The 21,407-nt window shown below is 32.4% G+C and carries 24 protein-coding genes; 3 read left to right on the forward strand and 21 right to left on the reverse strand.

Annotated features, from left to right (window positions below; all coding sequences use genetic code 11):
• Positions 1–331: 331 nt before the first annotated feature.
• The 17 genes from tnpA to B0A78_RS07105 all read right to left on the reverse strand — a co-directional run bounded on the left by tnpA (position 332) and on the right by B0A78_RS07105 (position 14,723).
• A complete protein-coding gene (tnpA, locus tag B0A78_RS07025) occupies positions 332–793 on the reverse strand; it encodes an IS200/IS605 family transposase (RefSeq protein ID WP_065213840.1) in 462 nt (153 codons plus the stop codon).
• A 130-nt stretch (positions 794–923) separates the two neighbouring features.
• Positions 924–1,412: a nucleoside 2-deoxyribosyltransferase domain-containing protein gene (locus tag B0A78_RS07030; protein ID WP_097609504.1), complete on the reverse strand. Its 489-nt coding sequence runs from the start codon at positions 1,410–1,412 to the stop codon at positions 924–926.
• Positions 1,413–2,138, reverse strand: a complete 726-nt coding sequence (locus B0A78_RS07035; RefSeq protein ID WP_097609505.1) for a metallophosphoesterase family protein — start codon at positions 2,136–2,138, stop codon at positions 1,413–1,415.
• Positions 2,135–2,677 (reverse strand): RNA 2'-phosphotransferase, encoded by a 543-nt coding sequence (locus B0A78_RS07040; RefSeq protein WP_097609506.1) that lies wholly within the window; start codon positions 2,675–2,677, stop codon positions 2,135–2,137. The genes B0A78_RS07035 and B0A78_RS07040 overlap by 4 nt, the downstream gene beginning before the upstream one ends.
• Positions 2,674–3,309, reverse strand: coding sequence for a DUF4291 domain-containing protein (locus tag B0A78_RS07045; protein WP_097609523.1), 636 nt, complete (start codon positions 3,307–3,309; stop codon positions 2,674–2,676). Before B0A78_RS07045 ends, B0A78_RS07040 begins: the two co-directional genes overlap by 4 nt.
• A gap of 116 nt (positions 3,310–3,425) precedes the next feature.
• Positions 3,426–3,929: an O-acetyl-ADP-ribose deacetylase gene (locus B0A78_RS07050; RefSeq protein WP_097609507.1), complete on the reverse strand. Its 504-nt coding sequence runs from the start codon at positions 3,927–3,929 to the stop codon at positions 3,426–3,428.
• 136 nt (positions 3,930–4,065) lie between these two features.
• Complete coding sequence (locus B0A78_RS07055) at positions 4,066–4,935, reverse strand: MBL fold metallo-hydrolase (RefSeq protein ID WP_097609508.1); 870 nt, start codon at positions 4,933–4,935, stop codon at positions 4,066–4,068.
• 5 nt (positions 4,936–4,940) lie between these two features.
• Positions 4,941–7,118, reverse strand: coding sequence for a TPR end-of-group domain-containing protein (locus B0A78_RS07060; protein WP_097609509.1), 2,178 nt, complete (start codon positions 7,116–7,118; stop codon positions 4,941–4,943).
• Between the two features lie 201 nt (positions 7,119–7,319).
• Positions 7,320–8,009 (reverse strand): Sir2 family NAD-dependent protein deacetylase, encoded by a 690-nt coding sequence (locus B0A78_RS07065; protein WP_097609510.1) that lies wholly within the window; start codon positions 8,007–8,009, stop codon positions 7,320–7,322.
• Between the two features lie 104 nt (positions 8,010–8,113).
• Positions 8,114–8,731, reverse strand: a complete 618-nt coding sequence (locus tag B0A78_RS07070) for a hypothetical protein (protein WP_097609511.1) — start codon at positions 8,729–8,731, stop codon at positions 8,114–8,116.
• A 180-nt stretch (positions 8,732–8,911) separates the two neighbouring features.
• Positions 8,912–9,466 (reverse strand): 2OG-Fe(II) oxygenase, encoded by a 555-nt coding sequence (locus B0A78_RS07075; protein WP_097609512.1) that lies wholly within the window; start codon positions 9,464–9,466, stop codon positions 8,912–8,914.
• A gap of 75 nt (positions 9,467–9,541) precedes the next feature.
• Positions 9,542–10,510 carry an ADP-ribosylglycohydrolase family protein gene (locus B0A78_RS07080; protein ID WP_065213832.1) on the reverse strand — a complete coding sequence of 323 codons (969 nt, stop codon included), beginning with the start codon at positions 10,508–10,510 and terminating at the stop codon, positions 9,542–9,544.
• Positions 10,507–11,349, reverse strand: a complete 843-nt coding sequence (locus tag B0A78_RS07085) for an ADP-ribosylglycohydrolase family protein (RefSeq protein WP_097609513.1) — start codon at positions 11,347–11,349, stop codon at positions 10,507–10,509. Before B0A78_RS07085 ends, B0A78_RS07080 begins: the two co-directional genes overlap by 4 nt.
• Positions 11,346–11,882 carry an NADAR family protein gene (locus B0A78_RS07090; RefSeq protein ID WP_065213830.1) on the reverse strand — a complete coding sequence of 179 codons (537 nt, stop codon included), beginning with the start codon at positions 11,880–11,882 and terminating at the stop codon, positions 11,346–11,348. Before B0A78_RS07090 ends, B0A78_RS07085 begins: the two co-directional genes overlap by 4 nt.
• 99 nt (positions 11,883–11,981) lie before the next feature.
• The gene (locus B0A78_RS07095; protein WP_081279028.1) at positions 11,982–12,824 is read right to left on the reverse strand and encodes a TIGR02452 family protein; all 843 of its coding nucleotides are present in this window, start codon (positions 12,822–12,824) and stop codon (positions 11,982–11,984) included.
• Positions 12,802–13,653 (reverse strand): ribose-phosphate diphosphokinase, encoded by an 852-nt coding sequence (gene prs / locus B0A78_RS07100; RefSeq protein ID WP_097609514.1) that lies wholly within the window; start codon positions 13,651–13,653, stop codon positions 12,802–12,804. The genes B0A78_RS07095 and prs overlap by 23 nt, the downstream gene beginning before the upstream one ends.
• A gap of 377 nt (positions 13,654–14,030) precedes the next feature.
• Entirely contained in the window at positions 14,031–14,723 is a 693-nt protein-coding gene (locus B0A78_RS07105) for an NUDIX hydrolase (protein ID WP_014166646.1), read from the reverse strand.
• Between the two features lie 401 nt (positions 14,724–15,124).
• Between B0A78_RS07105 and B0A78_RS07110 the strand changes: the two genes are divergently transcribed.
• Positions 15,125–16,288 (forward strand): iron-containing alcohol dehydrogenase, encoded by a 1,164-nt coding sequence (locus tag B0A78_RS07110; RefSeq protein WP_014166647.1) that lies wholly within the window; start codon positions 15,125–15,127, stop codon positions 16,286–16,288.
• Positions 16,289–16,391: 103 nt separating this feature from the next.
• Here B0A78_RS07110 and B0A78_RS07115 read toward each other — a convergent pair whose 3' ends face one another.
• On the reverse strand, positions 16,392–17,291 hold the full coding sequence (locus B0A78_RS07115) for a nicotinic acid mononucleotide adenyltransferase (RefSeq protein WP_097609524.1): 900 nt from the start codon (positions 17,289–17,291) through the stop codon (positions 16,392–16,394).
• Positions 17,292–17,473: 182 nt separating this feature from the next.
• Between B0A78_RS07115 and B0A78_RS07120 the strand changes: the two genes are divergently transcribed.
• Positions 17,474–18,469 carry an NAD(P)H-dependent glycerol-3-phosphate dehydrogenase gene (locus tag B0A78_RS07120; protein WP_014166649.1) on the forward strand — a complete coding sequence of 332 codons (996 nt, stop codon included), beginning with the start codon at positions 17,474–17,476 and terminating at the stop codon, positions 18,467–18,469.
• Between the two features lie 175 nt (positions 18,470–18,644).
• Here the strand turns inward: B0A78_RS07120 and B0A78_RS07125 are convergent, their stop codons facing one another.
• The 3 genes from B0A78_RS07125 to B0A78_RS07135 all read right to left on the reverse strand — a co-directional run bounded on the left by B0A78_RS07125 (position 18,645) and on the right by B0A78_RS07135 (position 20,603).
• Entirely contained in the window at positions 18,645–19,052 is a 408-nt protein-coding gene (locus B0A78_RS07125) for a hypothetical protein (protein ID WP_065213826.1), read from the reverse strand.
• Positions 19,053–19,134: 82 nt separating this feature from the next.
• Positions 19,135–20,154: a phenylalanine--tRNA ligase subunit alpha gene (pheS, locus tag B0A78_RS07130; protein WP_097609515.1), complete on the reverse strand. Its 1,020-nt coding sequence runs from the start codon at positions 20,152–20,154 to the stop codon at positions 19,135–19,137.
• Positions 20,155–20,246: 92 nt separating this feature from the next.
• Positions 20,247–20,603, reverse strand: coding sequence for a hypothetical protein (locus tag B0A78_RS07135; protein WP_014166652.1), 357 nt, complete (start codon positions 20,601–20,603; stop codon positions 20,247–20,249).
• A gap of 126 nt (positions 20,604–20,729) precedes the next feature.
• Between B0A78_RS07135 and B0A78_RS07140 the strand changes: the two genes are divergently transcribed.
• Positions 20,730–21,296 carry a CvpA family protein gene (locus B0A78_RS07140; RefSeq protein ID WP_097609516.1) on the forward strand — a complete coding sequence of 189 codons (567 nt, stop codon included), beginning with the start codon at positions 20,730–20,732 and terminating at the stop codon, positions 21,294–21,296.
• Positions 21,297–21,407: the final 111 nt, after the last annotated feature.

Raw genomic sequence — 21,407 nt, forward strand, 5'->3', positions numbered from 1 at the left:
TTGCTCGTTATGGATATATCTCCCCGCTGGGGCTTTTTTGTGTTAGATATTTTGTTACTCGTTGGATATGTCGTCCCGCTGGGGCTGGTTATGTTAGTGTTAAAATGTATCCATCCAGCTGGGTTGTATTGCTAGACATTATTTAGGGATATGTCATCCCTGTGGCATTACTTTTTTCCATTGATAATATATTTATAAATTGTGAATGGATTTACTTAATAAAATTCTCAATTCTCTATTAATTCTGCGTTTTTCTAGCTCCAGAGGAGCGAAATCTCCCTAACTCGAATACTCTCTACTGATTTTAAAGCCCCAGCGGGGCGACATCTTTTCAGTCAAAGAAATCAAAAAGATATTCTTCTTTAAACTCAATGTCAAATTTCTTTAAAAATCCGATATATTCTTCTCTAAATTTTTTCTTCTTATGGTGTGCTTCTTGGTTATCTATATAGTTTATCACATTTTCTATTGCTGATTTTGAATAGGAAAATCCTCCAAATCCGTTTTGCCATTCAAATTTACTTTTACAAAATCCTTTTTCGTTTATCCATTTTGAACTGTTGGCTTTTATATCTCTAACTAAATCGGATAATGCCATACTGGGTTTTAAACTGATTAATATATGTATATGGTCTTCTACTCCATTGATTCGGATTAGTTTTTGCCCTTTTTCTGTGATAATTCCTGTTATATATTTGTATAACTCGTCTTTCCAAGTTTTTTGTATTAGGTTTTCTCTTCGCTTTACTACGATTACTATCTGAATGTATATTTGTGTGTAGGAGTCCGCCATAGTGATGTATCGCCCCGCTGGGGCTGGTTGTTGTTACTTTTTCTCTTTCTTACTTATATATTGCCCCGCTGGGGCTGGTTTTTAAATTTATAATAAATCAAAGTATGTAAAAAATACTGTGAATCATTTTTTATAATACTTCTTGATTCTCTTTAATTTGATTTCTTTTGATTAACGAATTTATTAAAATATCTAAATTATCAAATTGTTCTATTCCGTATTTTTCACACACAATATCTATATTTCCTTTTCTCCAAAATGCTTTATCTACAACTACTTTCATTTTTTTAGACTTTGCATATAGTCCGAATTCTAATAAGGAAATGGGCGATTTTGTGTCTTCTGCAAAATACATTATTATGATATCTGATTCTTCTAAGGCGTTTAGTTCCCAAAGGACTTGTGCTTTAAAATCGGGATTTTCAATTTTTTGCTCCCAACTAGAATCCCAAGATTTTCTTCGAGGATTAAAAATAGTATATTGATCTGAAAGTTTTTCTTCACAGTAAGTTTGCCAATCTATTGCTTTGTCCATTTCTATGGATCCTGCTAAGAATATAGATGGTCTGTTTTTATCTCGCTCCGAGATTTCTTCTGGTGATCTATATATTGTTTTCATTTAATTCCTCCCTTTTTCATTTGGATATAATTCCCATACCATATCACTTTGCCAAAACTCTTTAGTTGCGACATCCATACAGGTTAGTTTTCCTGAAAAACCTGCTCCAGTGTCGATATTCCAAACATTGCAACCTTGCATAGGAACTTCAACATCATAATTTAGAGTAGGTGTATGTCCAATAAAGATTTCGTGGTAATGTAATAATCGTTTTGGAAATAATTTGGAATCTTTTTTAATTCGTTTGTCCATTGTCAAAGCCATTTCCCACAGGGTTCTATCAAAGCAAAAATCCAATCGGTTTTCTTCTTTTTCTACTCCGTGTATAGAAGTAAAACCAGCGTGAATGTAAAGTCGGTTATCCTCGTCGATATGGTATTCTTGGAAATTCTGATAAAAAGTCTTGTGCTCGGCTGAAGCTAGTAAACCTGACTGGATATAACTCTGAATGGTTGCTTTCCCACCGTGTTCTTCCCAAACGGGGTTTGATACTCCCAAATTCAACCAACGTCCGCACCACAAATCGTGATTTCCTTGTATAAAAACGCAATGGTATTTTTTACTTAATTGGATAAGATATTCTACCGTTTGGTCAGATTCACTCCAACCATCGACATAATCACCAAGAAAAATTAATTTATCAGTCGGAGTGATGCCTACCTTTTCTATCAATTGTTCCAAGGCGCGAAGTCCTCCGTGTATGTCGCCAAAAACTAGTGTTCTCATCGCTGAATATATTTTGGAGGTACTTCATCGGTTAGCCAAACGCTATTTTCGGAACAATAAAACAAATAACCATCTTTTACCATTTGGTGGGTATTGATTTTTAAAATGATCGCAGCTCCTCGTCGGTTACCTACTTTGATTGCGGTTTCTTTGTCTTTGCTTAAATGTACGTGTTGCCGACTCATTTTTTGTATTCCGTCTTTCAAAATTGTTTCGATAAACTTCGCTACTGTCCCGTGATATAATTCATCGGGTGGGGTTTGTGGTTGTAGTTCTAAATCGACTGAAATGGAATGTCCTTGATTGGCTCTGATTTTGGTTAAATCTTCATTGAAGGAAAATCGTTTTTTGTCATTGGTTTCAACAACATATTGAAGTGTTTCGAAATCCAATGCTTTCCGATTTTTATTTGATTTTGTAATAAGTTCTTCTACATCTGCCCATCCGTTTTCATCTAATTTTAGATTTATGGTCTCTGGTGAATGTCTGAGAATTAGACTCAGGAATTTGCTTATATTTTTTATATCTTTTTCGTTCATTGTAATTTTAATTTTTTGTTCAATTCTTCATTTTTAAACCGAAGTGGCTTTTCTTCTGGAATAAAAAGTTGTTCTAATTCATTCTTTTTTACGAATTCGTATTGTTCAGCTACAAATGAGCTGATATCTTCGATTTGAAGTATATCCGTCTTAGCAAATGACCGACTAAATTCGTTTCGTAATCCAATTTGTATGGCTCTTCTTTCTAGTTTATTTCCGTAAGGGTCGTGATCTGGATCCCATTGCAAACGAACATTGGATGTTTTTACTGCTTCCTGCCATTGTTCCATAGACATACCTTCTACTTGATTAAAGGAAGAATAGACAGCATTTTCCAAATATTTTTCGAAAGCTTCTAGTTTTAAATGAATGGCTAAAACGACTTCTTGTCCTTCTTTTGTTCCCCAACCGTTGCGATACATCATCCAAAGGAAATTGGGTTTAATCCACGTCATTCGGTCGAGGCTAAAAGCGCCACCAAAAAATTGATTCTTAACTGCAAAATTTCCAATTTCCGGTCGGTACGATTGATAAACAATTATTTTTTCCTCGTCATATTGCGCCATAATATGGTGTCCGCTTTGTGGCCATTCCTGTAATTGTTCTATATATTTTTTTAATTGTAAGTTCATATTTTTTTTGTTACACAGAGTTGCACTAAGTTTTTTCACGAAGTCACACGAAGTTTTTTTAAAAATTCTGTGAATCTCTGAGTTATTTCTCTTTGCATCTCTGTGGAATTTAATTTTTACATCATTTCTTTATACCATTCATAATTTTCATCATCAAAACAGACGAAAAGCACTTCTTCTATATTTTTAAAAGGATAAGAATGTATGGTTTCCAATGCTATACTAGCCGCTTCTTTCTTTGGAAAACGATAAATTCCTGTACTGATGTTGGGAAATGCGATGGTTTTGCATTGGTGTGCCTCTGCCAAGTCTAAAGCATTTTTATAACAATCCGCCAAAAGTGCTTTCTTTTCTTCTTTGTCTCCGTTCCATACAGGACCTACGGTATGAATTACATACTGAGCAGGTAAATTTCCCGCGGTGGTTATTACGGCTTGACCAACCTCACAACCTCCTTGTCTGTTTCTTATTTGGATGCATTCTTCTAAGATTTTTGAACCTCCTGCTCTGTGAATGGCGCCATCGACTCCACCACCTCCTAATAAAGAGGTATTAGCAGCATTGACAATGGCATCGGCTTGTATTTTTGTGATGTCGGCTTTAAGAAGTGTGAGTTTCATTTTTTTTCTTGTTACACAGAGTTACGCAAAGTTTTTCATAAAGTCACACAAAGTTTTCCAAATTCTGTGATTCTCTGAGTTACTTCTCTGTGTATCTCTGTAGTATTTAATTTTTATAATTCAATTTTTTAGGTTTTTAATTTACGGTATTCCCATTCAAAATATCCTTTTTCATTTTTCCAATAGGCATCAAATAAATAGGCACTTTGATGTTGTAATGTGTACTCCATTTTTTGATGGCTTCGATAATTTGTTCGTTGGCGTAGCGTGATGAAAAATGTCCTAAAATAACTTCTCCGACTTCAATTTCTGCAATCATTTGCATTACTTCTTCCAGTGAGCTATGTTGGTTTTTGTCATTTTTAGTGGCTTGCTCTTCTTTGGTTAAAAAAGTGGCTTCGTGAATTAAAACCTTTGAACCGTGATACCGTTGGTAATCCGTTACAGGGGTGTCGCCTGAATAGGATAGAAGTAGTGATTTTTGTTCCTCGAATAGTACCGCTTCTCCTTTTTGTATTCGTAATTCTTTTAATTCATTAGCCGAACAATTTAAAAATTCCTGCTTCAGTTTCTTTTTGGTTTCCCAAACTTTGTAACTCAAACTTTTATTTTCAGCATTGGGTGTATAAATATGTTCGTTTTTTATGGCTTCGACTACTAATTTTTCTTTTATGGCGATACATTCCTTTGCTTCAATTCCTACCCAGTGTGTGCCTTTTGATTGCGGATCAAAATTTGCTGTAAACGTTTCCAAAAACGGGAAGGATTTACAATCTTTTGGATAATAAATCGTTGGTTTATTATACCCGTACATTTGATTGAATGCTAATAAGCCAGTAAGATGATCCCTGTCTGGATGGGTAATAAATAGATGTTTGAACTTTCCGCACTTACCCATCAAGCCCGAAACGAGTCCGTCGCCTGCATCAAAAATAATTCCGAGTTCTTCTATGGCGTACCAAGTGGCAAATAATGCAGTGGAATAGCCGTGTATGGTGAGTTTCATTTTGCTTAATTGTATTTTGCAATTAATTGAATAAATTCAGTATCATCTTTATAATTTCCCCAATCATCATCATTTAAAATGTGCTTAATAGAAACTGATTTATTTTTTAACACTTCTTCAAGGTATTTCAATGCTTCTTTTTTATTGTTCTCTAACGCATAGCAACAAGCAAGATTATATGAATTTTTATTATTTAGACTATAAGCTTCTTGAGCATTTTTTTTAGCTTCCTTCAAGTATTTATCTTCTTTGGTGAAATTGAAAATTTCTATTAGTGTAGCTGAATAACTATTTAAAACTTCAAATCTTCTATTATCTATTTTTAATGCTTCTTCAAACTTTTGAAGGCTTAATTTATAGATCTCAATATCTCCTTTAATTTTCGCTATCTTTGAAAATGTCAATCCTAACAATTGATAAGCTGACGAATTAATAGAATTAAATTTTAATGCCTGCTCACACTTCTCAATCACATCTTCTAGTGAACTTTCATTGTTTTTAGCCAATTTATATAATGCATAACCCCAATTAACATAATCTATATCGTTTATATATTCTTCATCATCTTTCCTTTTTTGTGAAGCAAGTTGGATAACCTTTTCATATGCTGAAACACTTTTAGTTAAATAATTATCATCATCTTGTTCTTCCCCTATTTTTTGATAAAAATCTGCCAAATTTCTATGTGCCAAGATAAAGTCAGGTTTAACTTTTAAAGCTTCTTCTAATTTTTCAATACTTTCATTCAAAAGCTTATTATCATTTTTTAATATTGCTAAGTCAAAAATAGATACAGCTAGATTATTTAAAATTTTATGATTATTTATTGAATATTTTTCATAATATTTCACATTAGCTTTTTCATAGATTTTTATACTTTCTTGATATACTTTTTGATCTTTTAAGCCTTTAGCTAGACTATATAAACTGAAACCCCAGTTAAAATAAATTTCATAATTATTATCATTTAAGTCTGTAGCAATTTTAAATTTATCGATGCTTATCTGAAGCTGTATGTTATCTTTTGTTTCTTTAAATTTTGTTCCTTCAAAAGTTCCCCACCTATAATATAAATTTGACAATAAAGGCTTTAAATTTTCATAACTTCTTTCTACTAATTCTGTAAAATGTAAAGCTTCATCAAACTTATTATTTAAAATGGCATCATAGATTTTCCCCTCTAATTCAAATTTTTCAGTTTTCTCATATTTTTCAATTGCATTATTCGTAATTTCTTTATTTCGATCTAATCTATTTTTAAAAAAATCAAAACTTGGAATATATTCTTGGTCTGTGATTTCATATTCCTCTACATCTTTAATTTTTTCAATAACACTCGATAAGTATGAAAAAGGCCTATTAATAATCTCAGGTGTTTTCAATTTTAATTTAGAATGTAAATCCAGAAAAAAAGTATCTGAATCGTAACCAGAAATCAAGTATGCATTTTTATTAGGTGCATTTAGCAATTGATTTTTAACCTTCTCATTCGGTTCATTTTGCTTATAACCAACCCAATACAATTCATTATCAAAACTTTCAAATTTTGCTATCTCGTCTAACAACTCATCCTCACCACTGTAACCAATAATTATCCACGTTCGTTGATTACAAACCATACGGAATAATGAAGGAACAATATTTTTAGTTTTGTCAAGTTCTCCTTTTGAGTTTAATAACCATTGACCAAAATGTTGTCCGTGTAAATAGGTTATAGATTGTTTTTGAAAATTTGTTGTAGTAAATTCATTACCGTGTGTTATATCATATACGGGTGGAATTTTGTTAAACAACATTGAAGCTTTCAATAACAAATCATCAAAATTTGGTGTAAATACATAATCTACATACCCCTCTAATAATAATTGTGCAAGAAATATGTGCGTTACATTTAATTTAACGTTATCATTATTTATATAACTAGAAAAAAGTTCTCTACGTTCATCAGCAGACAAAGCACTCATCAATTCGTAATAGTTTAATTCTTTACTTTTATCTATTCGTTTAATTGAAGGCTTTTCTTTATATTTTTCCAATATATCTTCAACAATCTTACCAGTAAGTGGTATTCCTGCTGAGGCAGATGCTCCTGCTCCTATAAAAACTATCGGCTTTGGTTTACTTGGATCAGATTTTATTTCATTCAATATATAAACTAAATCATCAATATCGCGCTTTGTCATTCTAATTTTATTTTTAATCTATTAAAGTTTTAAATTTTGGTGGATTAACTCATTTACATTTTTCGTTTATCGTTGTACAGATGGTCTTTTATGATGGTTTCTCATTCTTTTAAACCTACGGGTCTGTATATTTGAATTGTTTTCATTTTTACTATTATTCAAACGTGACAGGTTTTTAAAACCTGTCACGTTTATTTGTTTTTATTGATACTGACTCACCAGCACATCAAATACCTTTTGCATTGCTGTAGAAGATTTTTCTTGAATGTATAAAGCTCTGCCTCCAAAATTTCCGCCTTCTCTTTCGGGATTGATAATAATGAGTTGTGCAGTGCTTTTTATGTAGCTTAACAAGTTGGCAGCTGGATATACTTTTAATGACGTTCCAATCACGATAAATATATCCGCTTCACGTGTTAATGCTACTGCTTGTGGGAACAAAGGAACGTCTTCGCCAAACCAAACCACAAATGGTCGTAGCTGCGATCCATCTGGAGCTTTGTCGCCTAGCTTAATATCGGCTGGGCAATCATATACTAATTCTTTATTCAAAGACGAACACATTTTGTTTAGTTCGCCGTGTATATGCAACACTTTTGTGGAACCTGCTCTTTCGTGTAAATCATCAATATTTTGAGTGATGATTTGTACATCGAAATGCGCTTCTAAAGCACTAACCAATTCGTGTGCTTGGTTTGGAACTACTTCTTGAAGTTTTCTTCTTCTTTCGTTGAAAAATTCCAATACTAATTCTTTATTCTTTTTCCACCCAGCTGGTGAAGATATTTCTTCGTGATTGTAATTATTCCATAGTCCGTTAGCATCTCTAAATGTTGGGATGCCACTTTCTGCACTTATTCCTGATCCTGTAAATACTACTATCTTTTTCATTTTTCTTTTCTTTTTTTAACCGCAATTCTGATAGTTATCGGAACGGGTGTAACTTACTGAAAGCGGGGCTTTTGAAGCACCATCTGTCAAACTACGATTGATGTTTATTCAGAGCCAAAAAGTTTCTGCCACCACGAACGCCTCGCATTTGGCAAGCAACTAATATGTACTGTTTTTCTTTCGGTTATCTGTCCATATATTTTGTCAAATTCGGTCGATAGCTCAAGATACTTATCACTCCAACCATTTGTCATTGAAAGCTCTTGATAAGTGCAAGTTGGTGCAAATTCAATATTTACTTTTTCTAATGTTTGATAGTCACAGTTTACAATTTTTTCAATATCTTGATTTATCTCTTCTAAAAATTTGTCGGGATTCTCAAAGCCTGCCCAAATACTATCTGTTTCCTCAGAAACGAATGTTTTAATTTGTTTTAAGATTTCAGCTACTTTCTGAAAGTCTTTATAGCATTCAATTTTACCCGTAAATATTTCAAAACTTTCATTATCGCAATTCTCTTTGAGTTTTACAAATGTCTGTTCGATATATGTTTGAGCCGCAAGTCTCTTATTTATTAATTCGATGTCTTGGTAAAAATTGTCGATTAGAGACCATTCATTATTCCCAAACAGTTTTTTCTCATAGTCGCTCCCAACTCTTGCGGGTCCGTCAATGTCTCCGTTATAACTGTCGAATACTTTTATTTTCTCTTTTGTAATCATTTTTATTTTTCAATTAGCACTTAACACATAGGTAAACGCAAAGTTTTTTAAATTTTATAAACTTTTCTTGAATAGCTGACTTAATGAATCATTTACTTACTTTTAATTAGATTATGTGACTCCTCCTTACGTCGGAGTGACAAACGAACTGCTTAACTAAGCAACACCGTTTTGTTTTAATTATATTTCCTTTCTAAACATTATATCAGTGCGCAACACATATTTTTTTCCTGATTCGAGTATTTTTCCTTCGTGACGGTACGGATGATAAAATACTAGCGCATCACCTGTTTTGGGTTGGACGGCAACAATATCTTCAAACTCGGTTGCTCCTCCTTCAAAATCATCATTTAGGTATATTAAGAAGGTGAAGAAGCTTCGTTCATTTTCATTACGTTCATAACTACCATCACGGTGCATTTTGAATCGTTGTCCAACTTCGTATCGATAAAAACGAAACATTTCGTTAAAACCAATCATATTATAATTACCTATTTTGCAAGTCAAATGTGGCAACGCTCTTTGATACAATTCCTCAGCCATTGTTGGGTTTTCAAACAAAATACGGTCATTATTACGCACTCCTTTTAACATCGTTTGCGTGTGTAAACCTGTTTGTACTTTGGCTTCTTCGTACCCAATGACTTCGCTGGTAGCAATTAGCGACTGACATTCGGCTGGTGTTAAAAAATCCTTTATAACAAATATTTGTGGGTTGTAAAAAGTTGTTTCCATAATTTTATTTAACTATTTAACTGCAAGGGTACAAAGCTAAACGTCAAGTACGCAATGTTTTTGCAGTTGTATCTTTTAATCGATGCTGTATTTTTCAGCCATACGATTACATAATTTTTCTATATCATTTTTTCTGGCGAGTACTTCAAGCCAGTCCTTCGGAATAGCTTCATAACCATAAATCAATCCCGCTAATCCTCCTGCAATTGCGGCTGTGGTATCGGTGTCACCCCCAAGATTTACTGCTTTCAAAACGGTTTCTGCATACGAACTTGATGTTAGCACACACCAAAAACTCGCTTCTAAACTATGAAGTACATATCCAGAGGAAGCTATTTCAGATTCTTCTAGTTCATTTAATTTTGGCTTATGATATGGTCCGAATTTTATATCTAAAACACAATGATACAGTTCTATCTCTTTTTGAGAAGCAATGGCATTGTTATTTAGAAAATCTTTAACAGTCTCTTGCATTTCAACTAAAGCTTCTTCTTTTGATTTCCCTTCAATGAGTAATCTTGCATATTCCAAATAGATAAAACACGCCAAAACGGAGCGGATATGTCGATGGGTTAAGGATGAAACATCTTTTGTTATTTCAAAACGCTTTTCGATAGGCATATCTTTGATTAAAAAAACCAAAGGCAAAATACGCATCAAGGAGCCATTACCATTATCTCTTTCCGATGTTCCACCTGCTAGCAATGGAGGCGTTCCTTTTTCAATTTTGTGAATGGCAAAACCAGTTGCCATTCCTATATCAAAAACCCTTCCGTGTGGCGTCCACATATGCCCATTTCTCCAATGCACAAAATATTGCCCAATTTGGTTGGTATCATATCCATCGCATAAACTATCTGCCAAACAAAATAACAACGAACTATCATCACTCCACGTTCCAGCGGGTTGTCCGTGTGATCCATATTCTCGCATTCCTGTAACAGGATTTCTTTGTAAATCGTCTCTATCTTTAAATTCTACTGGAACACCTAAGGCGTCTCCAATGGCTACTCCAAAAAGAGCGCTGTGTATTTTTGATTTCATTTTTTAAATTTCTCTTCTAATTTATAATCCAAATTCATTAAAAACTCTCTTCCGTAAGGTCCATTTTCTAATTCGTCAAACAAAAATGAAGGAAGTGATTTTTCACAATTCACTTTTTGACTCAAAATTGCCATACATAAAGCAGCAACCGTATCTGTATCTCCTCCATAACTTATTCCTTCTTGCAAACAATGATGCATTGAAGTCGCTTCTGAAACCAACTTAATCACTGCTTTTGTAGTAGGATAGCCGTGCATATCAATGGGAGCTATAATTTCATATGTTTCATTTTCGTTCAAAGTCAAATTTAGAAATTCAATCAAATCATACTTTACATCTAAACCATATCTGTAAAAATGCACTGCCAAAGCGATGCGTTTCGCACATTGGATTCCTTCTGTGGTATTATGTGACGTTTTAGCCTGAATTTCGCAACATTTCAACAACGTTGGAATATCCTTTATAAATCCAATAGGATACGCCCGCATCGCCGAACCATTACCACTACTTTGAAAAGTAAGATTTGCCATAAATTCATTTCCATTCTTACTTATGTCAAGCGCATTATAAACCCTATCTGAATAACCTCTTCGCTTATCCCTATGAAAAACCTCTACAAACTTTTGAGCCACTCGTTCTTCAGTCCAATCAAGGTCTTCCAAAACTAGTTCAGTGATAGCAATCGCCATTTGTGTATCATCAGTATATCTCTTGTATATTTCTATATATAATCCGTGTGGATAATAGGTCGTTACATCATTATACTCATCAATAAATTCTTGCTTTTGGAACTCAAAACCAGCTCCGTATGCGTCTCCTATAGCTGCTTGTAAAATCATTGTTTCTCGATTAATATATCCCTCACTTCCATCAATGCAAATCCCAATAAATTTAGTCCGTTCCAAGTTTTAGGATTATTTGCCTTTGGATGATCACCAGTTAGACCAATACCCCAAATTTTATCCACAGGACTTGCTTCGACTAAGATTCTGTTATTGGTATTTAGTAAAAATTCTTTCAAGGCTTCATTTTGAGAGAATTTATGATAATTACCTTGAACTACTATATCAAATCGGTGCGCATTCCAAATTTCATTGTCGAAACCCTTCACCAATCTACCTAATTTTTTAGCCTGATGAGGAGAATTTGCCTTGATGATTTTATCAAACATTTCTTCATCATTAAACAATTTTGCTTTTTGTGCCATCATCCAATGTTCGGCAGTTGGAAAGACAATTCCGTCAACAGTAAATGAACTCTGCCACCATTGACTGAAACAGGTTTTGGTTATACTTCCGTCATTTGAAGGTTGATGTCCCCAAAAGAAAAGGAACTTCGCATTTTTATCTATATTTTCTATTGTGTATTTCATATGTTTAAAATTTATTTGTCATAGGTAACATATGTTATCCCTTTTTTAATCATCTGTGTTTGCTTACGCAAACTACTAGTTTATGGGGATTTCATTTTTCTAATTTTTATCAAAAACTTCTTGAAAAGCTTTTAGTACTAATTTTTCTTTACTTCGGTCATAAATAGCCCATACAATTTTCTTGAAGGCTTTTGCATAATGCTTTTCAATTACTTCTTTGAACAATTGGGCAACCAGACTCGGGTCATTTCTAAAAACACCACAACCCCAAGCTCCTAAAATCAAAGTCTGCGCACCTTGTTGGTTAGCTATATGCAGCACCTTTTTAATACGTTGGGAGAACACTTCCTCAATTTCTTGAATTTCGTTAGGTCGTTCCCTATGTAACATAGCGCCTTTATTGGGTGCAGGTGACGTAATCACATCCGCAAGAATGGGCTGTGCCAAAGTCGCCCCTTCATCATCAAACCAAAAAACCGTATTCGGACTGTAAATCATATAATCTGAATACAAAAAACTCGTTTGGCTACGATTGTATTCGTACATTGTCCAATCTTTTGTTAAAGAAGCATATAAGGATGATGAACGCGCAAGGCTTTCTTCTTGGGCTGAAGCACCACCTAAAAATCCGCCTCTAGGATTTTTAGCTGAAGCAAAATTCAAAATGGCAATTTTATCCTTTGACTTTTCTTCTTGTAGAGCTTGAATCGTCGATAGATTTTTAAATTCTATGATGGTTTGATTTTCATTGAGGAGGATATCTTGTTTTTCAATATCCTCCCATTTTACAGGTGAGATCGTAAACGTATCTATGATAGACTGCTTTGTAAGATTTGCAACTTCTATTTTTTGATTCTCGTGAATATAGTATCCGTTTTCTAGGATGGTAAGTGTTTCTTTAGCTATATATTTTCTTTTTTTATTTGTCATAATGTATTTCATTGATTTTGTTCAAATCAATTACTACTAACTTTTCCTCATTAAAATCCTTAACCGAATTGGTTGTAAAGATTTTTTCAAAAATTTGTAATTGATCGAATCCTTTGTTAAAAATTCCGTGGCTAACAGCCAAATATAATTTGCCAGCCTTCTTTTTTTGTAATGCTTCGGCTAATCCTATAAAAGTTCCGCCTCCGTCGCATATATCATCTACAATTAAACAAGGTTTTCCTTGTAAATCATCGGTGTAAACTTTAAAATCCTTTAATTTTCCTGTTTTTACATCTCGGCTTTTGCTGGCTTCAACCACTTCGACACCGCCTAAATATTCAGAGACTTTGTAAATTTTCTTTAAAGCACCGCCATCAGGTGAAATTAAAATTACTTCTTGCCCTATGTTTTCAATTACCTTTTCTATAAATTTATAATTGGTAATCACTTGGCAATTGTTAAGTACCGCAGGAGTTACTTCACTATGCGCATCAAAAACATACACTTTAGAAAGGTTTAAACTGTTTAAAATATCAGCATATACTTTTACCGAAAGTGGTTCGCCAGGAATCATTACACGATCTTGTCTGGCTGCTGGAAAATAGGGAATGAAAAGTTCAATTTCTTTTACATCCATTCTTTTTAGGGCATCAATCGTTAAAATGATTAATCCAAAATCGTTAAAACTATTTGCACGATGTGTAATAATCACTTTTTGAGTGGTATCAAACGGTTGAATTTTTATATGGGGTTCTCCTCCAGAAAAAGTGAATGTTTGACATTCAATTTGGTTTTGTATTCTAAAGGGAGTAAAGCTTTTATCTAAATTTAATACGAACATATTTTTATAAGTTTGCGTTAATGTTACGCAAATATAAGATGTATTTTTTTATTGACAAAATATTTTGTGTTTTTTTTACGCAAAGTCGATTTTTAAGATGCTTATAGGTGAACAGATGACATTTTTTAAAACATATAAATGTTTTTTAAGAATTGTATTACCTGCTACAATGGAAAAATTTTATTTGTGAAAGATGCACAGATTTTGTAATAGTTCGTCTTCTTAAATTAATCCAATAGCTTTCTACTTGGTAGAAATAAATATCAGCATACACTTCCTAAGTGATTTTAATCTGTGTATCTGTGGTAATTTTTTAAATACAATTGTTCTGAATTTTTAAATAATTCAATACTTTATGTATATTAAATATAGATGTTTTAAGCAAACTTAATTTCGAAAACCATACCGTCTTTAGAAAGTTCCTCGTATTTAGCTACATTAAATTTAAAAAATTTGGCTGGGCGACCTGATTTGGGATGATGTATGTGATCTGTTTCTTCAATAAAGCCTAGACTGAGAATTTTTTTCCTGAAATTACGTCGATCAATTTCTTTTCCTATGATAGATGTATATAAATGTTCTAAGTCCGAAAATAAAAATTCTTGGGGGAGTAAATCAAATCCGATGGGTTGGTAGGTTAATTTAGCTTGTAAGCGTTCAAGGGCTTTGTTTACAATTTTATTGTGATCAAAAGCAAGTTTAGGTATTTCGTTTATTTTAATCCATGCTACAGCATCAGCATCAGTATTAGCTATGAGTTTTAGTTTAGAGGGATTTACTAGAGCAAAGTAAGCAACTGAAATGACACGGTTTCTTGAATCACGATAAATATCATCACCAAAAGTATAAAGTTGTTCGATGTAATTTACGGTAACATTGGTTTCTTCTTTGAGTTCTCGTTTTACAGCATCTATCAATGACTCATTTTCTTTTACTAATCCACCAGGTAATGCCCAGTGTAATCTATCAGTTCCAAATTTTTGCTGGATTAGCAATACATATAAGGATGAATTTGCATAAGCAAAAACAACTCCGTCAACGGCTATTCGTATGTTTTGTGAGATACTCATATCTTGCGTTATTTTTACGCAAAAGTAGAAAATATGTTTTTATTTTTAAGAAGTTCTTTTTAAAATAGTATACGATAGAAGCTCATGGTTTTATAGGAGTAATAAAACGTTCTATATTTTTACTGTTTTTGAGTTTTGAAATCTATAGAGTATGAAGAGCAATTAGTAAAAGAAAAAGCTGTTTTTTATTGCCTATAAAAAAGGGATAAGTTGATCTTTTTCTGTTGTTTGCATTGATTTTTTTTGTTTTTAAATGAATGATTAATCTTGTTTAGCGCTTTTAATTATTTGTCTTGCAGAGGTTTGTAATTTTTGGGTCAAGATTTGTCAAGATTTAACTTTATTTTATAATATTTCTGATAGATTGTTTTCTAATTTTATGCTTTTAAACATAAAAAAACATGACAAACTTTGAGTTATACAACCCTGTAAATTATATTTTCGGGAAAGGTCAAATAGAAAAATTGACAGAATTAGTGCCTCAAAACACTAAGATTTTACTTACTTATGGAGGTGGAAGTATTTTTAAAAATGGGATTTACGATCAAGTAAAAACGGCTTTAAAGGAATTTGAGGTAGTTGAGTTTGGAGGCATAGAGCCTAATCCTCGTTTTGAGACTTTGATGAAAGCGGTTCAAGTTATTCGTGAACAAAATATAGGTTTTATCCTAGCTATTGGCGGTGGTAGTGTAATAGATGGGACTAAATTTATATCAGGAGCTGTTAAATACCAGGGGGATGAGGTAGAAATTCTTCGTCAGCGAATATTGTTCAAGGATCTTAATGAGATAATTCCTTTTGGAACAGTTTTAACTTTGCCTGCTACTGGATCTGAAATGAATTCGGGTGCTGTAATTACTATTGAAGCAACGCAAGAAAAACTAACTTTAGGAGGTAGTGCTTTATTTCCAGTATTTTCCATTTGTGATCCAACTGTAATAGAATCGTTACCTAAGCGCCAATTACAAAATGGTGTAGTAGATGCTTTTACACATGTTATGGAACAATATTTGACTTATCCACATGACGGTATGCTACAAGATAGAATAGCGGAAAGTATTTTACAAACTTTAGTTGAAATAGGTCCTTCTGTAGTTGAAAATCCAACAGATTATAAGTTAGCATCTAATTTTATGTGGTGTTGTACTATGGCATTGAATGGTTTGATTCAAAAAGGAGTCCCTTCAGATTGGGCTACTCACATGATTGGTCACGAGTTAACGGCTTTGTACGAAATAGATCACGCAAGAACTTTAGCAATTATTGGACCTAATTTGTATAAAGTAATGTTTGATACTAAAAAGGAAAAATTAACTCAATACGGAAAGAGAGTTTGGAATTTAACAGGATCTGATGATGAAATTGCTCAAAAAGCAATTGAAAAAACAATTGAATTTTTTCACACGATGGGAATGCTTACTCGTTTGTCTGAAAACACGGAAAATTATTCAGAAACAGCTTCTGTAATTGTAAATCGTTTTGAAGAAAGAGGATGGAAAGGACTAGGAGAAAAACAAAACATTACACCTGAGAAAGTAAGAGCCATTATAGAAATGAGTTATTAAAATGGTTTTTGATATTCTGAATTAGTTCAGAATATAATTTCAAAAAGCGCACTTGATTTATTCAATGTGCGCTTTTTTACTAAACACCAAAAACAAACGTAACTTAACTTTTAACCCAATTATTTTTTACATCTGTTTTTGTTTTGCTAACAGGCAAACGAAGATATTGTACTAATCCTCTACCTTCAAATTCATACGTTGTACCACTTGTGTTATGAAACAATCGAATTCGATGGTCATTGATAACGCTTAATGAAAAAGATTCATTGTTCCAAAAATCATAATCTAATGTTAAATTTTTAGTATAAGGATTAAGATTGTTTGAAACACCATATAAACCATTAAAATCCCAGTATATATTATTTACATTTGTCCCTCGTAAGTCTTTTGAAGAACGAAAATGATTGTTTGTTCCGCCCGCTAGAAATTGTATGAAATTTTCTTTATCAAAATTATTTAAAGCACCTATTCTACTAGTGTACACTTTTTCCCAAGCTTTATATTCTTGTAAAAAGTAATGAATGTTATCATTAAATAATTTGTTATAACCAAAGTTATTTCGTTGGTATCCCGTTAAATAATAGCTTACTTTTCGGAAAGGATCATGTATCCTAATTTTATTATTTGTTAATTGACTTATTTCTAATTCAAATGTTCCGTATACATCATGAAAAATACGAATAGAATTAGGATAATAATTATAGGCTCCTATTCTTATTCCAAATCCGTTGCCAGTTGATCCAATACCTGTTAAGTTATTGTTAGCATATAAAGCCCCATTTAAAAAAGAAATAGTAAAAGCACGTGTTATGAAAGGAATGTCACCAGGACCTTCTGTAGCATTATAATCTACATACCATAAATCATAACTTTCCATTAGTTTTGGTAAACTTATGTTTGTAATACTGGGAGTATGATGGTCTTCAATTATTGTTTCATGAGTACAAGACTGAAATAAGGAAGGTATTATTATAATCAATAAAAAAATTTTTATTGTTTTCATACTATTAAGATTTTGAGGTTTCCTAACTGAACTATCCAATATGCGTGCCATTTTTTTTGTAACTTTGGTTTCTTGTTTAAAATAGTAAGTTTACGTATTAGAATTTTTTATCTCATTCTAATAGGTAAATAACAAAACGTTTGCCCTAGGCGTACTAAAAATGAATAGGGAGGTAATAAAGTATGAATACACAACCCAAATTTGCTGTTATCGGTGGTGGTAGTTGGGCTACTGCAATCGTAAAAATGTTATGTGAAAATGTAGATCAAATTGCTTGGTACATGCGAAGTATTTACGCATTAGAGCATTTGAAATTACACAAACACAATCCAAACTACTTAAGTTCTGTAGCATTTGATATCAATAAATTACAACTAACGAACGATATTAATAAGGCTGTAAAAGATGCTGATTATGTAATTTTTGCAATACCTTCTGCTTTTTTGAGTGCTGAACTCGAAAAAATGACGGAGAGTCTTGATGGGAAAGTTATTTTTTCAGCGATTAAAGGAATTGTTCCTGAAAGTAGTTTAATAGTAGGAGAGCATTTTCATACAAAATACAATATACCCTACGAAAATATTGGTGTAATAACAGGTCCTTGTCATGCAGAGGAAGTAGCATTAGAGCGACTTTCTTATTTAACTATAGCTTGTGGTGATATGGAAAAAGCAAAGATTGTAGCAACCAATTTTTCTAGTTATTATATCAAGACTAAAACATCAGATGATATTGTAGGTACTGAGTATGCGGCTGTTTTAAAAAACATTTATTCTATTGCGGCAGGTATTGCTCATGGATTAGGATATGGCGATAATTTTCAAGCGGTATTAATGAGCAATGCTATTCGAGAAATGAAGCGGTTTATTAAACAGGTACATCGTATGAAACGAAATATAAATAATTCAGCTTATTTGGGAGATTTGCTCGTAACAGGATATTCTGTTTTTTCAAGGAATCGTATGTTTGGTAATATGATTGGTAAAGGATATACTGTAAAATCAGCTCAAATGGAAATGAGTATGGTTGCAGAAGGATACTATGCTACAAAAAGTGCTTGGGCATTAAATCAAGAATATGAAGCTAAAACTCCCATATTAGATGCAGTTTATCAAGTTTTGTATGAAAACAAAGAAGCAAAGAAAGTCTTTAAAAAATTAACAGAAAAATTAGATTGATTTTTAGATAATAAATGAACCGGTATAAAGGAATTTTATAAGATCTAATCTATTTTTTGATGATAGGAGAAGTCACATTACAAAAGGTATTATGTGATTTCTCCTAGTCTTTTTCCCAAAGTAAAAGATTAAACAAAATAAAATTAGGAATTATCTTCTTTTTAGATCGTCTTATTTACTTTACTACCACTCCATTTTGCCATAAAATAGGAACTTCTTCGGTAGCACGTTCATTAATTGTATTTTGTCGAAAAGTAAATTTTTTGTCGTAAAGTGTATTTCCTATGAAATAAGTTACCATAAACTCATTATTAAGGGCTAGAACACTACTTTCTATCATTTCTATTTTTAAAGCAGAAACGCTTGGCAATGTTTTAAATCCGTGACGTAATAAAGATGTTTTGCGCATTTCACCGTCTATTTTGCCGTAAGCTTTAGAAACGACTATAATATTTTCTAATTCAAAATCAGAATCATTAATAAGGTAAACATTCCATACTTTATCCATAAAATCATCATTCCATTCTTGTACAGCGGCTAAGAATACATTTTCTACTTTAGGGATTATAATGTCTTTTTTCATTTTAGTATTAATATTAAAAAGAAGAAAGTCAAAAGCTTGTTTTATTTCAGACTTTTGACTTTCAATATTTGACTTTATGTAATTATATACTTGATTTAAATTGTTCTAAGAAACGTACATCATTTTCATAGAACATACGAATGTCTCCAATTTGGTACAATAACATAGCAATACGTTCAATACCCATACCAAAAGCAAATCCATTGTATTCTTCAGGATTAATATCGCAATTTTTTAGTACGTTAGGATCTACCATTCCACATCCCATGATTTCTAACCATCCTGTTCCTTTAGTAATGCGGTAATCTATTTCATTTTTTAATCCCCAGTAAATATCTACTTCAGCACTTGGCTCTGTAAAAGGAAAATACGAAGGGCGTAAACGGATTTTAGATTTGCCAAACATCTCTTTGGTAAAATAAAGCAAAGTTTGCTTTAAATCAGCAAAAGAAACCTCTTTATCAATATATAAACCTTCTACTTGATGAAAAATACAGTGTGAACGTGAAGAAACGGCTTCGTTACGAAAAACACGTCCTGGGGAAATGGTACGAATAGGAGGTTTGTTATTTTCCATATAGCGCACTTGCACGGATGATGTATGAGTGCGTAGCAATATGTCTGGATTGGTTTGAATAAAGAAAGTATCCTGCATATCGCGTGCGGGATGATATTCCGGTAAATTTAAAGCGGTAAAATTGTGCCAATCGTCTTCAATTTCGGGGCCTTCAGAAACGTTAAAACCTACATTTGAAAAAATATCAATAATTTGGTTTTTAACTAATGATATAGGATGTCTTGAGCCTAATTTAATAGGTTCGGAAGGACGTGTTAAATCACCATATAATCCTTTGACTTCTTCTTTACTTTCTAAAGCTTCTTGAATTGATTTTACTTTTTCTTCGGCTGTATTTTTTAATGTATTGATCATTTGACCAAATTCTTTTTTTTGATCATTTGGCACATTTTTAAATTCAGCAAAAATGTCTTTTACTAGTCCTTTGCTTCCAAGAAACTTAATTCGGAATGCTTCTAACTTTTCCTTATCCTGTGTATCAAAAGCTTGGGCTTCGGCAATGTATTCTTTAATCTTATCTATCATCGGTTCTCCTTTGAAAGGTGCAAATTTAATTTTTTTTAGTGATTAGTGAATAGTTTAATTTATATTTCTAATTATTCATTCGTGTGTGTTGATTACTCAATAATTTTTTTTTCCACAAAATAATTCACAATAGCTTCTTTCATTAAAACAGATTGTTCACCTGCTTTTAACGGAGGTAGTTCTTCTTTTATTTTGTAATGAGGCCAACCTTCTTGATCAAAATAGTCAAATTCGTAATACCCATAGGGCTCTAATAGCCTACAGATAGCTATGTGCATTAAATTGATTTTTTCATCTTTTTTAAAGTTTTGGTTAAATTTACCTAATTCTTGTATGCCTATTAGATAAATAATAGCATCTAAATCAAGTTCGTCACCATCGGCAAATTTATTGGATAGGAACGCAACAATTTGTTCCCAACGCTTTTTTAATTGTATATCTCGACTCATTTTTTATATAGAGGAAAGAAGAAAGATTAAAAGATTTTCTTCTTTCTGCAAATATAATACTAATAAAGGATAGCCCTCTTTTTTCTTTCTTGTTTTCTCTTTTTGTTATATTTGAAAAAAAATAAAATGGGATTTATAGATATTATTATAGGGGCTTTATTGGTTTTTGGATTTTATAAAGGATTTAAAAATGGTTTGTTTGTAGAGCTAGCTTCGTTAGTAGCTTTTTTTGTAGGAATTTTTATTGCCATTAAGTTTTCGTATCTCGTAAGTGGTATTTTACAAGAAAATGTTTTGTGGTCATCTAAAACGATTCAAGTTTCAGCATTTGTTATTACTTTGGCATTTGTTGTATTAGGAATTCATTTGATTGCAAAATTGCTTTCGAGTATTGCTAGTTTTGCTTTTTTAGGTTGGGCGAATACGTTGGCAGGAGGAGCTTTTGGCGTATTAAAATCAGTTTTATTAATTGGTGTTGTTTTGAATCTTTTTCAGAAGGTAAATGTAAATGATATGATTATAAGCAAAGAAACACAAGACAATTCCTTGTTTTTTAACCCTTGTATGAAAACATCGGAAATATTATTGCCTGTTTTGGGAGATTGGTTTGCTGATTTAAAAGAGAATTCCGATAAATGGGATGAAAAAACGGATGATGTAAAAAAACAAGAAGGGCAAGAGGGTATACATTGAAAAGATGATATAGGGTTGAACTAATATTAATTGTTTTTTATACTAAGTAAAATGGTGTTGATTAGCAAAATCAATACATTATAGTTTTAGAATTAAACCCCGTTTTGGCAA

Origin of the sequence: Flavobacterium columnare NBRC 100251 = ATCC 23463, assembly GCF_002530675.1 — a bacterium.
Taxonomy (GTDB): Bacteria; Bacteroidota; Bacteroidia; order Flavobacteriales; family Flavobacteriaceae; genus Flavobacterium; species Flavobacterium columnare.

What these genes read in the sequence shown, in the direction of transcription:
- B0A78_RS07035 (WP_097609505.1), bottom strand. Translation starts at nt 2,138, where the DNA reads ATGAGAACACTAGTTTTTGGCGACATACACGGAGGACTTCGCGCCTTG.
- B0A78_RS07070 (WP_097609511.1), bottom strand. Translation starts at nt 8,731, where the DNA reads ATGATTACAAAAGAGAAAATAAAAGTATTCGACAGTTATAACGGAGAC.
- B0A78_RS07090 (WP_065213830.1), bottom strand. Translation starts at nt 11,882, where the DNA reads ATGAAATACACAATAGAAAATATAGATAAAAATGCGAAGTTCCTTTTC.
- B0A78_RS07140 (WP_097609516.1), top strand. Translation starts at nt 20,730, where the DNA reads ATGGGATTTATAGATATTATTATAGGGGCTTTATTGGTTTTTGGATTT.
- B0A78_RS07105 (WP_014166646.1), bottom strand. Translation starts at nt 14,723, where the DNA reads ATGAGTATCTCACAAAACATACGAATAGCCGTTGACGGAGTTGTTTTT.
- B0A78_RS07080 (WP_065213832.1), bottom strand. Translation starts at nt 10,510, where the DNA reads ATGAAATCAAAAATACACAGCGCTCTTTTTGGAGTAGCCATTGGAGAC.
- B0A78_RS07125 (WP_065213826.1), bottom strand. Translation starts at nt 19,052, where the DNA reads ATGAAAAAAGACATTATAATCCCTAAAGTAGAAAATGTATTCTTAGCC.
- B0A78_RS07110 (WP_014166647.1), top strand. Translation starts at nt 15,125, where the DNA reads ATGACAAACTTTGAGTTATACAACCCTGTAAATTATATTTTCGGGAAA.
- B0A78_RS07120 (WP_014166649.1), top strand. Translation starts at nt 17,474, where the DNA reads ATGAATACACAACCCAAATTTGCTGTTATCGGTGGTGGTAGTTGGGCT.
- B0A78_RS07030 (WP_097609504.1), bottom strand. Translation starts at nt 1,412, where the DNA reads ATGAAAACAATATATAGATCACCAGAAGAAATCTCGGAGCGAGATAAA.
- B0A78_RS07095 (WP_081279028.1), bottom strand. Translation starts at nt 12,824, where the DNA reads ATGAAATACATTATGACAAATAAAAAAAGAAAATATATAGCTAAAGAA.
- B0A78_RS07055 (WP_097609508.1), bottom strand. Translation starts at nt 4,935, where the DNA reads ATGAAACTCACCATACACGGCTATTCCACTGCATTATTTGCCACTTGG.
- prs (WP_097609514.1), bottom strand. Translation starts at nt 13,653, where the DNA reads ATGTTCGTATTAAATTTAGATAAAAGCTTTACTCCCTTTAGAATACAA.
- B0A78_RS07045 (WP_097609523.1), bottom strand. Translation starts at nt 3,309, where the DNA reads ATGAACTTACAATTAAAAAAATATATAGAACAATTACAGGAATGGCCA.
- B0A78_RS07065 (WP_097609510.1), bottom strand. Translation starts at nt 8,009, where the DNA reads ATGAAAAAGATAGTAGTATTTACAGGATCAGGAATAAGTGCAGAAAGT.
- B0A78_RS07135 (WP_014166652.1), bottom strand. Translation starts at nt 20,603, where the DNA reads ATGAGTCGAGATATACAATTAAAAAAGCGTTGGGAACAAATTGTTGCG.
- B0A78_RS07085 (WP_097609513.1), bottom strand. Translation starts at nt 11,349, where the DNA reads ATGATTTTACAAGCAGCTATAGGAGACGCATACGGAGCTGGTTTTGAG.
- B0A78_RS07115 (WP_097609524.1), bottom strand. Translation starts at nt 17,291, where the DNA reads ATGAAAACAATAAAAATTTTTTTATTGATTATAATAATACCTTCCTTA.
- B0A78_RS07060 (WP_097609509.1), bottom strand. Translation starts at nt 7,118, where the DNA reads ATGACAAAGCGCGATATTGATGATTTAGTTTATATATTGAATGAAATA.
- B0A78_RS07050 (WP_097609507.1), bottom strand. Translation starts at nt 3,929, where the DNA reads ATGAAACTCACACTTCTTAAAGCCGACATCACAAAAATACAAGCCGAT.
- B0A78_RS07040 (WP_097609506.1), bottom strand. Translation starts at nt 2,677, where the DNA reads ATGAACGAAAAAGATATAAAAAATATAAGCAAATTCCTGAGTCTAATT.
- B0A78_RS07075 (WP_097609512.1), bottom strand. Translation starts at nt 9,466, where the DNA reads ATGGAAACAACTTTTTACAACCCACAAATATTTGTTATAAAGGATTTT.
- pheS (WP_097609515.1), bottom strand. Translation starts at nt 20,154, where the DNA reads ATGATAGATAAGATTAAAGAATACATTGCCGAAGCCCAAGCTTTTGAT.
- tnpA (WP_065213840.1), bottom strand. Translation starts at nt 793, where the DNA reads ATGGCGGACTCCTACACACAAATATACATTCAGATAGTAATCGTAGTA.